Origin of the sequence: Longibacter sp. (genome assembly GCF_051155795.1) — a bacterium.
GTDB lineage: Bacteria > Bacteroidota > Rhodothermia > Rhodothermales > Salinibacteraceae > Longibacter.
On sequence record NZ_DAXETW010000106.1, the window covers coordinates 12,678 to 27,263 of the forward strand.

The following is a 14,586-nucleotide window of genomic DNA, read 5'->3' on the forward strand; positions in this document are numbered from 1 at the left end:
GTGCCCGTCACGCCGCTTCTTCTCCGCTCCAACCCGTTCCGCCCCTATGTCGACCACAACTGCTGACCTCCAGACGTTCGATCTGGACACCGACCTGCTCACCCTCTCCGTCGACGCCAACGGCATCGCGACCGTAACGATTGACGACCCCGACGCCTCCGTTAACAAGATCTCGGAGGACATGCTTGCCGCCTTCGAGGAAGTCATCGGAGCGGTGGAGAAAACCCCGGACATCCGCGGCGCGGTCTTCATCAGCGGCAAGGACAATTCCTTCATCGCCGGGGCCGACATCAACATGCTGTCGGCGTTTGAGATGCCGGCGGACGTTCGCGCCCTGAGTCGCCGCGCGCACCGGCTGCTCGCCCGGATGCAGAATCTACGGATCCCTACGGTGGCGGCCATCAACGGAGCGGCCATGGGGGGCGGGCTGGAAATGACGCTGGGCGCCACCTACCGAATCTGCACCACGCACAGCAAGACCAAGATGGCCCTGCCGGAGGTGCAGTTAGGCCTTCTGCCGGGTGGTGGCGGCACACAATATCTGCCCCGCCTCGTCGGCGTGCAGCAGGCGCTCACGATGATGCTGACCGGTAAAAACATGTACCCGCGGAAGGCCCGTCGTATCGGGCTTGTTGACGCAACGATTCACCCGCCGGGGCTGCACCGTGCGGCCGTGGAGGCTGCCAAATCGCTTGCCGACGGGTCGCTGACGATTGAGCGCGACACCCAGTCCTTCACCGAGAAGTTGCTCGAGAGCAACACCCTCAGCCGGCGGGTCATCTACCAGAAGGCCGGTGAGAAGGCACAGAAGCAGGCTCGCGGCAACTATCCCGCCCCGCCGAAGATCATCGAATGCGTAAAGATGGGCATGGAGCGCGGCCTTGAGGAGGGGCTGGACACCGAAGCGCGGCACTTCGGGGACCTCGTCTTCACCCCCGAATCCCGCGCTCTCGTTAGTCTCTTTTTCGCCAAGCAGGAGGGCGACAAAAATCCCAACTCCGACATAGCACGTCCCGTCGACACCCTCGGTGTCCTGGGCGCCGGGCTCATGGGGGCCGGCATTGCGGAGGTCACCGCCGAAAACGGAGCCGACGTCGTCCTGAAAGACCAAAACATCGAACTGGCGGCGGGCGGCAAGAAGCACATTTACAAGGCGATGAAGAAGAAAAGCGATCGCCGCATCATCACCGAGTTTGAGCGCGACCAGATCGTGGAGCGCGTCACGCCGACTGGCGATTACGCGGCGTTCCGCCACGCCGACGTCGTCATCGAAGCGGTGCCGGAAGACCTGGACCTCAAGCAGGCAATCCTGAAAGACACAGAAGCCGTCGTCCGCGACGACTGCGTGTACGCGACGAACACGTCCTCCATCCCGATTTCCGACATTGCCGCCATCGCGGAACATCCTGAACGTGTGCTCGGCATGCACTACTTCTCCCCTGTCGGCAAGATGCCGCTGCTGGAGATTGTGGTCACCGACGAGACGTCCGACGAAGCGATCTCGACCGCGTACGATGCCGGTCTGCTGCAGGGAAAAACGGTTATTGTCGTGAAGGACGGTCCGGGGTTTTACACGACCCGCATCCTCGCCATCTACATGAACGAGGCGCTGCTCATGCTCGAGGAAGGGGGCGACGTCGAAGAGATCGACGAGATGATGAAGGACTTTGGCTTCCCCATGGGACCGTTCGAGCTCTTCGACCTCGTGGGCATTGACGTGGCCGCAAAGATTACCGAGGTGATGCGGAAGCATCTCGATGAGGAGCAGACCAACATCAGCGATTCAGCCGCTACCCTGGTCGAGGCCGGACTGAAGGGCCAGAAGACCGAGCAAGGCTTCTACTTCTACGAGCCGCAGCCCGGCAAGCCGGAGAAGAAGCGAACGTCGTTCAACGACGCGGTTTATCGCCACTTCGGCGGCAAAAACCGGACGTCATTCCCGGCCGATGATGTGAAAGAGCGACTCGGCCTGATGATGGTTAATGAGGCCATCCGGTGCCTCGAGGAGGGGATCTTAAAGAACCCGACCGATGGGGACCTCGGCGCGGTATTCGGTCTTGGCTTCCCGCCTTTCCGCGGCGGCCCGTTCCGGTATGTCGACCAGGAAGGGGCTGGTGCGATCCGTGCCCGGCTCGAACGCTTGGAGCGAGAGCACGGAGGTCGCTTTGCACCGTCCGCCCTGCTCACAACGCACGCGGAAAACGAGACGCGCTTCCACGACGAGTAAGCGCCTCTAACATCCATCGTGTCCCACCGCTCGATACAAAAACGCTCGCCACGGCCCCGCCGAGGCGGGCGTTGTTCTGTATCTGGAAATCGGATCGAATTCTCACCTTGATCCATCTGATTGCGCACTCCTGCAAACCGAACCAGTCAATTTTACCAGACCTTCAACGTCTTTGCGTATCACCCTGAGGGGTCCAGGGTACGGTACTGCACGAGGATCCCGTCCCCTGTTCCAGCCCTTCAACCCCGATGAGCAACGACGTCTTTCAACCGCTGATTTCCGCCTCCGACTGGCAGGATGCGCTCGCAGCCTCCGAGTCCGCCCCGGTCGTGGTATTCAAACACAGTTCGGCGTGCCCGACCAGTGCCCGTGCCAACGGGGAAATGGAAGATCTGGCTGGCGAGGTGGATACGCCGATCTATCGCGTGGTGGTTCAGGACGCGAGAAGCGTCTCGGATGCTATTGCCGACGACCTCGACCTCCGCCACGAGACGCCGCAGGTGATCGTTCTCTCCGACGGCGCTTCGACGTACGACGAATCGCACTATCGCGTAAAAGCCGACGACGTCCGGTCCGCGCTTAACGGCGCCGCTGAATGACATCGTGCCGGCTGTAGCTATCGCATGTTGATCTGAGACCCGCCGAAGCCATGGATGCTTCCCTCCGTCGATCTGTCTTCGCTTCCCCTTTCCTGTTGCTTTTGGGACTGTCCCTCGTCGGTTGGGTCCTCGCCGGCTGTGGCAACAGTGAACGCGACCCAGCCGAGGCACCCCGCTCCACCGCCGACATCCAGGCCGACACAGCCGAGCGTGCGGCTCCGTTGGACGAGCCGTTCGCCGTTCCAGCGAATCTTTCCTTCGAAACGATGTCCGGTGAGCGTGTCGCGATCGGGCCCTCGGACGGGGGCGTTCAGATCATCAATTTCTGGGCAACCTGGTGCGCCCCGTGCCTGAAAGAGATTCCGGATCTCAACGAATTGCAGTCGGAACTCGGCCCCCACGGGCTGGAGGTTATCGGCATTGCCAACAAACAAGGACTCGCGGAGGTGCGCCCGTTCGCAGACGAACACGGGATCAGCTACCCCGTCGTCGCAGACTCTACCGGCGAGGCGGACAAGCAGCTGGGCCCGGTCTACGTGCTGCCCACATCGCTTGTCGTCACATCGGACGACACCGTTCGCTACCAGATTCCCGGCATCTTCCCCGCAGACGCACTGGAAGACGAGTTGCGGGCCCTGCTCGGTGCGCCGGCTGACACTTCCGCACCGACCTCCCCGGAGCAGTTGTAACCCTTCTCCGGGGTGGACACGTCCCACGAATGAAGCCGGTCGACCCCCGGCACCTCGTTCTTCGAATATGGGACCATCAAACGAAATGACTCCACTTCGGATACTCGCAGCCTCCCTCCTCCTCGCTCTCGGTGGCGTCATCACGTCGGACGCCGTTGCACAGCAGCGATCCGAAACGAGAGACGTGGCCTCGTTCTCGCGGCTCCACCTGAAGGTGCCCGGCGACGTCGAACTGTCGCAGGGCTCGGAGCAGCGCGTTGAGATTCGTGCATCATCTCAGGAGGTCCTGGATGCTGTCGATACGCGCGTGATCGGGGACCGACTCGTGATCGACGGAGACTTTGGCAACTCAGGCTTCCTTTCTCGCCTTCTCGGGAACGGCGTCGACGGCGACGACCTTTCGTTTCGAATCACGATGACCTCCGTGAACGGCCTGGAAGTGGACGGGACGGGCGACATCGAGGGCCAGACGCCGATATCCACCGAGAAGCTCGAGATTGAGGTAAACGGCACCGGGGATGTCGAACTCAATGTGACCGCAGATCGAATTGAAACCAGGATTTCCGGTACCGGCGATGTCGACCTGGAGGGCGAGACCGATCAGCACTACGTCTCGATCAGCGGCACCGGCGACGTGGAGGCCCCGGACCTCGTGACCCGGGAAACGACGGCACGCGTAAGCGGGACCGGCGACTGCCTGGTGCATGCGACGGAGTCTCTAACGGCTCGCGTGAGCGGTCTCGGCGATATCCGTTACCTCGGCGATCCGGCATCGATCGATCGCGCGACGTCAGGCCTCGGCTCCATCGAACCGTATGAGCCGTAGCCGCGAGTGAAGACCAACAGCCATCAACGCGTCGCTGGAGCCTTCCGGCGACGTGTTTTCTGATTGGATCTCGCATCCTCCCCTAGCGAGCGTCGCTCGGCTGACGGGACCGCTACCATGTCCTCCAGCCACGGCGCACCAACAGAAAAAGCATCCTCCGAGCGGGGAATGCTTTTCTGTAATCTCGGAATGTAGATGCCGCGACACGACGGGACGAGCGACTACTCGTCTTCTTCCTCGTCCCGCTCACGCGCCATCAGGTAGTCCTCGATGCTTCCGACGACGATACGCGTCTCTTCGTCCACTTCGACGTCTTTCACGTCGCCCGCACGGATCAGCTTCTTGATCTTCTTGCGGTCGATCTGCTTCAGAATGCGGCGGGCTTCGGTGCGGCTCACTACGTCTTCGCGGTACTCCGCCGCAAAGGACTCAACGAAGTCCATCGTCTGCGGCGAAATCTCGATCATCCGAACCTCCTCGTTCTCGTCAGAGAGGGCCCAGTGGAGATCCGCGTCGATCAAATGCCGGTCGACCCAGCGAACGATCGTCTGCTTCGAGAGTTTGAGGCGGTCAGAGAGATCATCCAAAGGCATGGTCGTGATCTCTCCGCGCTTCGTCGAACGTTCAGCCACTGTCAAAGTCCTCGTGAGTGGATAGTCGGTGATAGCTGTAAAAATACCCTAAGGGGCCACTTTTGTTCCTTTCCTTCCGCCCTGCGACGCCTACCACGCGGGCGGTTGTGCTCCGCACAGACACGGAGCGGGTTGAACGACGCCACGACGATGTAATTCGTTGCTTCTTCGCCGCTTACGTGTTCCAGTTTGGCTTCATGTGACACGTCTCCTCCCGCCATGAATGACACTGTGGATTCCACGCTGTCGGTTTCCGATTGGAAGGACCGCATCCGCCCACACCTCGAGCGATCCATGCGGGACGTCAGCGACGCGATCACCAACGCCGCTCCGATACAATCGTGGATGCATCAGGCATCGTTCGATGCGGCAGAAGGGCTTGGCCAGATGCACGCCATGCAGGCCGAGGCCATGGGACACATGCGGATGCTAAACGATCTGGAGGATTCGTTTCCGGCGCTCATTCAGGCGGTCGACGAACTCACAGACGGGTTCGGGGCGCTCGACATCCACTGGCGCCCGCTCACGCCCAATTTCAGCCGGGTGAAGGTCACGTTTGATCGCGATTACACCGTCAGCGCGTTCCTTTCTCTGGCGGATCAAACGGTGGATGGAGCCGCGTCGGTACTGGATATCCTCCAGAGCACCCTTCCGAAGGGCGACCCGTTCCCGAATCGGCCGCACTCGGTCACCGCGCTCGTGGTTCATCGCTCCGTCCCCCTCGGCGTGCGGCTTCACGACCGCCTCGTCGAGGATAATCGGACGGTGGACGTCACGCTTCTGCCTGAAAACGCGAAACCGGTCGAGGACCTTCCGTTCTCGGTCGCGCCCCGGGCCATTGCGGACTATTTCGCAGCAGAAACCGGTCAACCGACAGCGTAGGTACTCAAATATTGAGGGCGCCGAGACACGGTAGGTCCGCAGAATCGGCGGGGCTCCACGTTACACGTTATCGACGTTCTCGACCTCGCCGGCGCCTCGAACGGTCCATGTGCCACCAGTAGCCTCGGCGCCTGCATGTGCTTCTGCCCCCTCCGTCGCGGGATCCAGCGTGATCTCCGCTCCGGGCTCGAGGAATTCGCTGAGGATGCGGACAAACACCTCGGGTCCGTCCGTTTTCAACGGGTCAGACACCGCTTCGAGACGACCGTCGCGAATGCGTAGAAACCCGATTTCGAATGGTAGCGGTCCCGTTGTTTTCGTACTCACCTCGCGGTACACGGTGCTCGCCCGTCGGAGCGCCTGAACGAGCTCGACGGTCAACCACATCTGTCCACTCGGACCGGCCGACACGCGGTTGTGGTGCCGCCGAGCGAACATCTTCTGAATGAGAGCTTCCAGGTCGTCCTTCCGGTCGGATCGGACCACCGCATCGGTGAATCTGCAGGAGTACGCGGGCATCGTAGCGGGATCAGTGAAAAAACCGGGGGTGAAGCAACGACCCGGCCCCGGTCTGGATTCATGCGGACACGGCGGCCCGTCAGCACGCCGACGGCCAGCGGGACGTGACGGGTCTGTGAACGACGGAGGCGGCTGCCCGAAAGCGGGATCACACCGGGTCCGGCGAGGTACGCTGCGATGCCAACAGCACGTCTCTTCGCCCACCGTCCGACTCCCTCGTGGATTCCCTTACGCAGATCACACTCGGCGCCGCCGTCGGTGAAGCCACTCTCGGCCGACGCGTCGGCAAAAAGGCAGCGCTCTGGGGGGCGGCGTTGGGGACGCTCCCCGACCTTGACGTGATCATCAACCCCTTCGTTACGGAGGCCACGTCGCTCGCCTTCCACCGGGGGTTGTCGCACTCTTTCTTCATCGCGATCGTCGCCGCTCCCCTCCTCGCCTGGCTCCTATCCCGGCTACACAGCGAGGACGATTCCACCTGGCGGGCGTGGACGCCACTGGTCCTGCTCGTCTTGACCACGCACATTATCCTCGACACGCTGACGTCCTACGGCACGCAGGTTTTTGCACCCTTCTCCGACCTCCGGGCCGCCGTGCCGTCGATTTTTATCATCGACCCGGTCTACACCGTTCCGCTGGCGGCCGGGTTGCTTATCGGCTTCCGGTGGCAGCACGACCACGCACTCCGGCGCCGGTCTAATTACATCGGACTTGCCGTCAGTTCCGCCTACCTCGTCCTGACGCTCGGCATCAAGGCCCACGTCGAGTCGGTCTTTGAAGCGTCTCTCGAAGCGCAGGGAAAACCGCATGCCGAGGTCTTCACGCAGCCGACGCCGTTCAATGTCGTACTCTGGAACGGGATGGTACAGGACGAATCGGGTACGTGGGCCGGCCAATACTCGCTCTTCGACCCTGACGACACGATCGAACTGGAGTTCATTCCGAAAAACGACCACCTGCTGAGAGGACACGCTGACGACCGGGCCATCAAGATTCTCCAGTGGTTTTCGAAAGGATACTACACCGTCTCAGAATCCGATAGCTCGGTTCGGTTTCACGACCTGCGCTTCGGGCGAACGGATCTGGGGCTCGGCCCGAGCGGACGGTATCTGTTCACCTTTCACCTCAAGCAGGGACCGGGCGGGCGGTACGTCAACTTCCGCCAGACCCGACCACCGTTTCGGCCGGACCGCGAGCTGCTCGAGCGGTTCGTCGATCGAATCTCCGGCCAGCACTCCTCCACAGCGACGGCAGACCACAATCAAAAGTTAAGGCCAAATTCAGGCTCGTAATCATTCCTTCTCCGATTCGCGTGCCCGGTGCGCGGCGGGTACGTTGGTGCGGTTGATACGCATGTACTTGTTTTTCTCCACCGCACACGGTTATGGATCCACAGCAGTATCTGAATCCCGAGACGTTCACCCTCCTCGGTCAATACCTCCTCCAAGGCGTTGGCTTCTTGATCATCGTCTTCGCCGGACGGTTTGTGGCTTCTCGGTTGCGGTCGACGATCCGGTCAAAGCTGCAGCGCCCGAACGTCGATCAGACGCTGGTGAAGTTTGGTTCGAACATCACCTTCTATGCCATTTTCGTCCTGGCGCTCTTTGCCGCGCTCGAGATGGTTGGCGTTGAAACCGCAAGCTTCGTTGCCGTGCTCGCCGCAGCCGGGTTTGCCGTCGGTCTCGCCCTACAAGGGACCCTGGCCAACTTCGCCGCGGGGGTACTGCTACTCGTTTTCCGCCCGTTCAATGTGGGTGACTACGTTGAGGTCGGCGGCGAGGACGGGTTCGTCCGCGACCTGCAGCTCTTTTACACGAAAATCGACACAAGGGACAACCAACTCGTCATCGTGCCGAACAGCGACGTGTTCGGCAACACGATCCGGAACGTCTTCGCCTACGACCACATCCGCGTAGACTGCGCTGTCGGAACCGATTATCCGGCAGACATTGATGCCACCCGCGAGGTGCTTCTGGAGGCCGCTAAGAAGGTGGACGACCGGCTGACCGAGCACGGCGAACAGGCCGCGCTCCTGAGCCTGGGCGACTCGGCCATCATCTGGGAGGTGCGCATCTGGGCGCGACCGGACGACTATTTCCGATTGAAGCAGGAGCTCACCCGCGTCGTGAAGTACACGCTGGATGACGCTGAGATCGGCATCCCGTATCCGCAGATGGACGTCCACCTCGACTCCCCCACCGGCGAGCCTGCGTAGATTCTTTCTTTCGCATGCAAAATCCCCGGGAAGCACCCGGGGTTGTAGCAGCCGCGTTACGCGACAGACGCACCTGACGGAACGCTTGTCTACCGCGTATCTTTGTCCCGACGCGGCTTGATTCCGAATCCGAAACCTGATCTCATATGCCAACACGTAAAGCAAACGCCAAGTGGGAAGGCGACCTTCAAAGCGGTAACGGCCACATGGCCGTGGAAAGTGGAGCCTTTTCCGGCGCATTTTCCTTCCACTCCCGGTTCGAAGACGGCGAAGCGACCAATCCGGAAGAGCTCATCGGCGCCGCGCACGCCGGCTGCTTCTCGATGGCCCTGAGCAACCTCCTGGCCGAAGCCGGCCACACGCCGGACCGCGTGGAAACGACCGCGGACGTCACGCTGGAAATGCTGGAGGACGGCGGTCCCACGATCACGAAAATCCACCTGACCACCGAAGGATCCGTTCCGGGACTCGACGAAGCAGCGTTTCAGGACTTTGTCGATAAGGCGAAAGTCGGCTGCCCGGTATCGAAAGCACTGGCCGGCCCGGACATCACTGTCGACGCGACCCTGACGTCGTAGCCTGCGTCACCACCGGTCCCGACCGGTACCCGCACATTGCTGACACGCCTCCGCGGCTCTTCGGCCTGCGGAGGCGTTCTGCGTTTGGGATGCAGCGTGCTGTTTTGTGTGAGGGCGTCAATCGACGACCCGAAGTACGATCTTGCCAGCATTCTCGTTGTTCTCCATTCGCTCATGGGCTCTGGAGACCTCCGTCCAGTCCATAACCGAGTCGATGACGGCCTCGAGGTCCCCGTCGATGAACAGGGGCAGCGCGTGGGCAGCGAATTCTTCAGTCAAGCGCACCTTGTAAGCACGCGACCGCGAGCGGAGGGTGGACGCCTTAAGATGTACCCGTTTCGCCATCAGATCGCGCAGGCTGACGCTGTCCACCGTCGCGCCGCCGAGGGTGGCGAGTTGGACGATGATGCCGTCGACGGCAAGCGATAACACGTTCTTGTGGAAGTACGGTGCCCCGATAAAATCAACTACCAGATCCACGCCGCGGCCTTCGGTCCACTCATCGACCGCCTCGACGAAGTCTTCGTTACGGTAGTCGACCACCTCGTCCGCTCCGTATCTCCTGCACACGTCGTGTTTTCCTGCCGATGCCGTTGCAATGGCCGTTGCACCGGCCGACCGAACGAGCTGTAGCGCTGCCGTTCCGACGCCGCTTGCGCCGGCGTGGACGAGCACGCGGCTCGCCCCATCGAGACGTCCGAGCCAGTGCAGCGCCTGATAGGCCGTGAGGAAAACCTCCGGGACCGCCGCCGCATCGGTCATGGACATGCCTGGCGGAATCGCCATCAGCAAGTCCTTGTGAACAACCACCTCTTCGGCATAGCCACCGCCTCCGAGCAGCGCGAAGACGCGGTCGCCCTCCGACCAGTCAACCACGCCATCGCCTGTCTCCTCCACGACCCCGGCCATTTCCAGGCCCAGAAGCTCGCTCTCCCCGTCCGGCGGCGGGTAATGCCCGCGTCGCTGAAAGGTATCCGCACGGTTGAGAGCGGTCGCATGCACACGTATTCGAACCTCATCGACGCCGGGCTCCGGGGCGGGTACCTCCCCGATCGTCATCTTCGACGGATCGCCCGGCTCGGTCACGATTACAGCTTTCATGCGCCTGCGTGGAGTTTGGTTTGAAAAGAAGGCATCGTTCGTAGCGTGCGGTACCGGAGGCGTTCCACCAGGTGCGAACCGACTGCCTCACCGGCCGGGGCCTGGTTCTCAGGCTTGCGTTGTGTCGACTTTCACCTCCCCGTGGAGCGTTCGGTGCACCGGACACTTGTCGGCGATCTCGAGGAGACGATCGCGTTGCTCCCTGGTAAGGTCGCCGGACACCTCCACCTCGCGATGAATCCGGTCTACCTTTCCGCTTTCACTCTCGCAGTCCCGACAGTCTTCCGCGTGGACTTTCCGGTGCGACAGGCGGACGGTCGTGGTCTCCAGCGGCCATCCCTTGCGGTCGGCATACATACGAAGCGTCATGCCGGTACAGGTCCCGAGAGCCGACAGCAGGAGGTCGTACGGCGTCGGTCCCTCGTCGCCTCCGCCGACCGAGGCGGGTTCATCAGCCACCAGTCGGTGCCGACCGGATTGCACGGAGGTGCGATACGGGGTTGTGCCGGTCACGGTCACGGTACCGTCCACCTCATCGCCAGCAGCAGACGACATGGTGCTCTCAGCCGCAGCATCCGGAGCAATCTCCGCGTCCAGGTACTTGCTGGCCCAGGCCGCGAGGACGGTACCCACGTAGCGGGAGTCAGCTTCGTCCGTTAGCAAGTGGTCTGCTTGATCGAGCGAGACGAAGCTCTTCGGGTGCTTGGCATCTTCGAAGATCCCGGCGGCGTTATCAATGCCGACGGTTTTGTCGAGCGGCGAGTGGAAAATCATAAGCGCACGATCCAGGGAGCGGATGCGCCGCGACATCTGCGTCGCCTCCAGGTCATCGAGAAACTGCTTCTTCACCGTGAAGGTGCGGTTGGCGATGGTGACGCGCGCCTCTCCCGCCGACCGAATCTCGTCGATCGAGTCCTGTAGCAGGTGAGTGACGTGCTCGGGGTCGTGCGGCGCACCGATCGTGGCGACCGCATTCACCGTGTCGAGCTGACCGGCCGCCTGGAGGACGGCAGCCCCCCCGAGCGAGTGGCCGACCAGCACCGAGGGGCCGCGAAACTGGGACTGCAGCAGTTCCGCTGCGGCGATCAGGTCGTCGACGTTCGACGAGAAGTTGGTGTCCTCAAAGTCGCCCTCGCTCTCGCCCAGCCCCGTAAAGTCGAAGCGCAGGACCCCAAAGCCCCGCCGTGTGAGTGCGCGGCTGATGTGCCCGACGGCTGTCAGGTTCTTCGAGCAGGTAAAGCAGTGCGCGAAGAGAACGTACGCGGCTGGATCGCTACCCTCCGGCAGGTCCAGACGGGCGGACAGATCATGGCCCTGCGCATTCGTGAACGTCAGCTTTTGAGACGGCATGTACAGTGAGATATCGAAAAGGGAGGAACTAGAAAAGGCACGATGCTGGGTGCAGTAGAAAGCCGTGCGCGTTACGGGGCAGGCGCGATCGATCCTGCTACGGCGGTCGCCTGTTACAACGATCAATCGGCCGATGCTCGGGTCGGAAGTCGGTCGAAGTCGAACCGGCGTGTACGTGCTACGGTGCCATGGTGAAACGTCCGCTCCACGAACGTGATGGCGCCGTCTTTTCCAATTAGCAGCACCGTGGATGCCCGGGTGCCGTAGGCGTCGCTTTCGATGAAGAGCGGCGACAGCAGCGATTCGATCTCCGGTCCGACGCCGGTGTCGGGAAGGTCGTCGTCAGGGAATCGGCGGCGATCGTCCAGCATGGAAAGCAAGTCGTCCGGGTCCACCCTTCCGGACTTCGCGGGCGACGTCGACACGGTCGTCTTGCGCGCGAGGCTGTCCCGGGCTCGATCCGTCTTCGGCCACGACGTGTCGAGTGTGGCATTGCTGATCGCGTGAACGCCGGGCGTCACCGTTTCTGGTCCGTCTCGATAATTCGAAAGGTACGCGCACGTGCTTCCCGCCCCGACAAGCAAATTGAACCCGTTGTAGCGGTCGGCCGTCCCTGCGATCGCATCGACGTATGCACGCGGGTTGCCGTCTTGAATCAGAAACTTCGAGACAAGGTGTCCCCGACTCGGTGCATCGGCTCGGACGCGGCCGGGATCGCGGACGTTTGTGATGACGCCCCATCGACCCGTGCGGGTGACCCCCATCCAGGTGCCGCCGGCACGCAGGTCGCGCCCGGCAAGGACATGGGGATGATCGTCCCAGAAGGAAGCAGGGCTTGTCGGCCGTTCGTACCGCTCGTCCCGGTTACCGGCAAATACGAGATCGTATGTCGGATGATCGTTCAGCCGGAAGGCGAGAAGGCACATGGACGGAGGCGAGCAGGCAGAAGGGAACGGCGCCGCGCGTGCGCAGCGGGCGCAGCACGGCTGGTGCGAGGAGTCGTTCACCGGCGGTAGGGTCAGGCAGCGTGCTTTTCAACCGCCAGCAGGCGGGGTGGGTGGTTCGTTCGGTTCGTAAAACGGTATGACAGCACCCTGTACTCGTGTTGCGGCAGGCAATCGGCCCAGCCGCGAACCGCATCGGCTTCCTCGGGGCCTCCGTCATGACCGGTGTAGAGTACGGCCGTGACGACGCCACCGGGCGCGAGAAGATCAACCGCCGCGTCGAGGGCCGGAAGCGTCGTCTCCGGCGTCGTGATCACGTCATGATCGCCGCGCGGGAGATAGCCCAGGTTAAACATTACCGCACCCACCTCGCCCCGATCGTCGGGATCGACGTACTCCCGGAGGGCGGCGTGGTCCCCCTGGATGATCCGAACGTCCACCTCCGGAACGCGTGTGTTTACCTTGTGGCGCGTCGCAGTAACGGCCTGGTCTTGTCGGTCGATCGCGTAGACCCGTCCCTTCGTGCCCACAACGGAGGCAAGGTGCACCGTATCATGACCGTTGCCCGACGTTGCGTCGATGGCGACGCCCCCGGCGCGCAGAGCGCGACGCGTCAATTCGTGCGCGAACGGTAGAATATCACGGATAACCATCGTGAGTCTGCGACAGCGGAATGGATTTAGGGCCGTCGAACGCTTGGTGAAAGTCACCGTGCCCGACGGGGCTTCGAAACGGAAATTCTGGCCGCGGGTTCGATTCGCATCCTTCATGAACAGTCCCCCCAGACCATGATCGGTACATCGTCGCCTGTCACCGTTCCGCTCGACGCGGATCGGTCGTACGCGGTTCGGTACGAATCGCTGCGTGCCCTGCCCAAGATCCTCGATGATGTGGGGCTTCGGGCGGGCAAATGCGTGGTCGTGACCGACGAGAACGTCGGGGCGCAGTACCGGTCTCCCGTTCGAACGGCGCTTACGTCAGCGGGGTGGACGCCGCACGTAATCACGCTTCCGGCCGGCGAAGCGACGAAGTCCGCCGCCCATCTGCAGGACCTGTATGACGACATTCTACGGTGGGGAATCGATCGGGATACGCCCGTGATCGCGCTTGGGGGCGGCGTCGTCGGGGATCTTGCAGGTTTTGCTGCGGCGACGCTTCTCCGCGGTGTACCCGTCGTCCTGTGCCCGACGTCGCTCATCGCCCATGTGGACAGCGCCCTCGGCGGAAAAACCGGGATCAACCACGAGACCGGTAAGAACCTGATCGGCGCGTTTCACCAGCCGCGAGTGGTGGTAGCCGACGTGGCCACGCTCGGCACCCTTCCGCAGCGGGAATGGACAAGTGGAATGGCCGAGGTCATCAAACACGCTGTGATCGCGGATGCGGAACTGTTTACGTTCCTGGAAGAACACCTCGTCGACCTCCTGACGGGGCGAAACCGTGAACGTGTTCATCAGATGATCCCCCGTGCCGCAGCCGTCAAGGCAACCATTGTCGGCGAGGATGAAACCGAGAGCGGGCGCCGCGCGATCCTGAACTTTGGCCACACATTCGCTCACGCCATTGAGTCCGTTGCCGGCTACGGCACGTTCACGCACGGGGAGGCCGTCGCGATTGGCATGCGCGCCGCCCTGTACCTGTCCGCTCGCGAGCACCCGGACACCGTTCCCCGCGACCGTATCGATTACGTTCTCCGTGCGATCCCGCAGAAGCACGACCCGACCGACCTCGACTGGCCGGCGGTGCGTCGGGCCATGCAGTCGGACAAGAAGAACAAGGCGGGCACCGTGCGCTTCGTTCTTCTCGATCGTCTCGGCAATGCGTATGTGACGGGAGACGTATCCGATGCGGCACTTGAACAGGCCTGGCAGTTTGCTACAACCTCGTAAGTGCCCCTTCTTCCGGCCATTCCGACGGTCCGGAGCCCCCCTCCGGGCCCCGACCGTCGGTTCGTTCGTCCCACGTCGCAGGCCCCGAGGCCCGGAACGCGACGCTGTTTCGATGGCATGTTGCATCGCCCACGA

Annotated in this window: 15 protein-coding genes; 9 read left to right on the forward strand and 6 right to left on the reverse strand. The window is 62.4% G+C overall.

Annotated elements, in window-relative coordinates:
• The first annotated feature begins 46 nt into the window (after nt 1–46).
• The 4 genes from ACFCU0_RS11280 to ACFCU0_RS11295 all read left to right on the forward strand — a co-directional run bounded on the left by ACFCU0_RS11280 (nt 47) and on the right by ACFCU0_RS11295 (nt 4,341).
• On the forward strand, nt 47–2,227 hold the full coding sequence (locus tag ACFCU0_RS11280) for a 3-hydroxyacyl-CoA dehydrogenase NAD-binding domain-containing protein (RefSeq protein WP_434973775.1): 2,181 nt from the start codon (nt 47–49) through the stop codon (nt 2,225–2,227).
• A gap of 248 nt (nt 2,228–2,475) precedes the next feature.
• Nucleotides 2,476–2,826, forward strand: a complete 351-nt coding sequence (gene ytxJ / locus ACFCU0_RS11285; protein ID WP_434973776.1) for a bacillithiol system redox-active protein YtxJ — start codon at nt 2,476–2,478, stop codon at nt 2,824–2,826.
• A gap of 50 nt (nt 2,827–2,876) precedes the next feature.
• Nucleotides 2,877–3,515 carry a TlpA family protein disulfide reductase gene (locus tag ACFCU0_RS11290; protein ID WP_434973777.1) on the forward strand — a complete coding sequence of 213 codons (639 nt, stop codon included), beginning with the start codon at nt 2,877–2,879 and terminating at the stop codon, nt 3,513–3,515.
• Between the two features lie 85 nt (nt 3,516–3,600).
• The gene (locus tag ACFCU0_RS11295; RefSeq protein ID WP_434973778.1) at nt 3,601–4,341 is read left to right on the forward strand and encodes a head GIN domain-containing protein; all 741 of its coding nucleotides are present in this window, start codon (nt 3,601–3,603) and stop codon (nt 4,339–4,341) included.
• Nucleotides 4,342–4,562: 221 nt separating this feature from the next.
• Here ACFCU0_RS11295 and ACFCU0_RS11300 read toward each other — a convergent pair whose 3' ends face one another.
• Nucleotides 4,563–4,928: a hypothetical protein gene (locus ACFCU0_RS11300; protein WP_434973779.1), complete on the reverse strand. Its 366-nt coding sequence runs from the start codon at nt 4,926–4,928 to the stop codon at nt 4,563–4,565.
• Nucleotides 4,929–5,192: 264 nt separating this feature from the next.
• Between ACFCU0_RS11300 and ACFCU0_RS11305 the strand changes: the two genes are divergently transcribed.
• Nucleotides 5,193–5,855 (forward strand): hypothetical protein, encoded by a 663-nt coding sequence (locus ACFCU0_RS11305; RefSeq protein WP_434973780.1) that lies wholly within the window; start codon nt 5,193–5,195, stop codon nt 5,853–5,855.
• A 60-nt stretch (nt 5,856–5,915) separates the two neighbouring features.
• On the opposite strand, the gene ACFCU0_RS11310 is transcribed toward ACFCU0_RS11305, so the two are convergent.
• On the reverse strand, nt 5,916–6,374 hold the full coding sequence (locus ACFCU0_RS11310; RefSeq protein ID WP_434973781.1) for a hypothetical protein: 459 nt from the start codon (nt 6,372–6,374) through the stop codon (nt 5,916–5,918).
• 218 nt (nt 6,375–6,592) lie between these two features.
• On the opposite strand from ACFCU0_RS11310, the gene ACFCU0_RS11315 reads away from it, so the two are divergent.
• The 3 genes from ACFCU0_RS11315 (at nt 6,593) to ACFCU0_RS11325 (ending at nt 9,167) form a co-directional block, all read left to right on the forward strand.
• Entirely contained in the window at nt 6,593–7,666 is a 1,074-nt protein-coding gene (locus ACFCU0_RS11315; protein WP_434973782.1) for a metal-dependent hydrolase, read from the forward strand.
• Between the two features lie 92 nt (nt 7,667–7,758).
• Nucleotides 7,759–8,589, forward strand: a complete 831-nt coding sequence (locus ACFCU0_RS11320) for a mechanosensitive ion channel family protein (RefSeq protein ID WP_434973783.1) — start codon at nt 7,759–7,761, stop codon at nt 8,587–8,589.
• Between the two features lie 146 nt (nt 8,590–8,735).
• Nucleotides 8,736–9,167: an OsmC family protein gene (locus ACFCU0_RS11325; RefSeq protein WP_434973784.1), complete on the forward strand. Its 432-nt coding sequence runs from the start codon at nt 8,736–8,738 to the stop codon at nt 9,165–9,167.
• Nucleotides 9,168–9,284: 117 nt separating this feature from the next.
• Here ACFCU0_RS11325 and ACFCU0_RS11330 read toward each other — a convergent pair whose 3' ends face one another.
• The 4 genes from ACFCU0_RS11330 to ACFCU0_RS11345 all read right to left on the reverse strand — a co-directional run bounded on the left by ACFCU0_RS11330 (nt 9,285) and on the right by ACFCU0_RS11345 (nt 13,215).
• Nucleotides 9,285–10,268 (reverse strand): NAD(P)H-quinone oxidoreductase, encoded by a 984-nt coding sequence (locus ACFCU0_RS11330; RefSeq protein WP_434973785.1) that lies wholly within the window; start codon nt 10,266–10,268, stop codon nt 9,285–9,287.
• Nucleotides 10,269–10,376: 108 nt separating this feature from the next.
• A complete protein-coding gene (locus ACFCU0_RS11335) occupies nt 10,377–11,618 on the reverse strand; it encodes a bifunctional alpha/beta hydrolase/OsmC family protein (RefSeq protein WP_434973786.1) in 1,242 nt (413 codons plus the stop codon).
• A 122-nt stretch (nt 11,619–11,740) separates the two neighbouring features.
• Complete coding sequence (locus tag ACFCU0_RS11340; RefSeq protein ID WP_434973787.1) at nt 11,741–12,544, reverse strand: NRDE family protein; 804 nt, start codon at nt 12,542–12,544, stop codon at nt 11,741–11,743.
• Nucleotides 12,545–12,636: 92 nt separating this feature from the next.
• On the reverse strand, nt 12,637–13,215 hold the full coding sequence (locus ACFCU0_RS11345) for a class I SAM-dependent methyltransferase (protein ID WP_434973788.1): 579 nt from the start codon (nt 13,213–13,215) through the stop codon (nt 12,637–12,639).
• A 135-nt stretch (nt 13,216–13,350) separates the two neighbouring features.
• Between ACFCU0_RS11345 and aroB the strand changes: the two genes are divergently transcribed.
• Nucleotides 13,351–14,451 carry a 3-dehydroquinate synthase gene (aroB, locus tag ACFCU0_RS11350; protein ID WP_434973789.1) on the forward strand — a complete coding sequence of 367 codons (1,101 nt, stop codon included), beginning with the start codon at nt 13,351–13,353 and terminating at the stop codon, nt 14,449–14,451.
• Nucleotides 14,452–14,586: the final 135 nt, after the last annotated feature.

What these genes read in the sequence shown, in the direction of transcription:
- ACFCU0_RS11280 (WP_434973775.1), top strand. Translation starts at nt 47, where the DNA reads ATGTCGACCACAACTGCTGACCTCCAGACGTTCGATCTGGACACCGAC.
- ytxJ (WP_434973776.1), top strand. Translation starts at nt 2,476, where the DNA reads ATGAGCAACGACGTCTTTCAACCGCTGATTTCCGCCTCCGACTGGCAG.
- ACFCU0_RS11290 (WP_434973777.1), top strand. Translation starts at nt 2,877, where the DNA reads ATGGATGCTTCCCTCCGTCGATCTGTCTTCGCTTCCCCTTTCCTGTTG.
- ACFCU0_RS11295 (WP_434973778.1), top strand. Translation starts at nt 3,601, where the DNA reads ATGACTCCACTTCGGATACTCGCAGCCTCCCTCCTCCTCGCTCTCGGT.
- ACFCU0_RS11305 (WP_434973780.1), top strand. Translation starts at nt 5,193, where the DNA reads ATGAATGACACTGTGGATTCCACGCTGTCGGTTTCCGATTGGAAGGAC.
- ACFCU0_RS11310 (WP_434973781.1), bottom strand. Translation starts at nt 6,374, where the DNA reads ATGCCCGCGTACTCCTGCAGATTCACCGATGCGGTGGTCCGATCCGAC.
- ACFCU0_RS11320 (WP_434973783.1), top strand. Translation starts at nt 7,759, where the DNA reads ATGGATCCACAGCAGTATCTGAATCCCGAGACGTTCACCCTCCTCGGT.
- ACFCU0_RS11325 (WP_434973784.1), top strand. Translation starts at nt 8,736, where the DNA reads ATGCCAACACGTAAAGCAAACGCCAAGTGGGAAGGCGACCTTCAAAGC.
- ACFCU0_RS11330 (WP_434973785.1), bottom strand. Translation starts at nt 10,268, where the DNA reads ATGAAAGCTGTAATCGTGACCGAGCCGGGCGATCCGTCGAAGATGACG.
- ACFCU0_RS11335 (WP_434973786.1), bottom strand. Translation starts at nt 11,618, where the DNA reads ATGCCGTCTCAAAAGCTGACGTTCACGAATGCGCAGGGCCATGATCTG.
- ACFCU0_RS11340 (WP_434973787.1), bottom strand. Translation starts at nt 12,544, where the DNA reads ATGTGCCTTCTCGCCTTCCGGCTGAACGATCATCCGACATACGATCTC.
- ACFCU0_RS11345 (WP_434973788.1), bottom strand. Translation starts at nt 13,215, where the DNA reads ATGGTTATCCGTGATATTCTACCGTTCGCGCACGAATTGACGCGTCGC.
- aroB (WP_434973789.1), top strand. Translation starts at nt 13,351, where the DNA reads ATGATCGGTACATCGTCGCCTGTCACCGTTCCGCTCGACGCGGATCGG.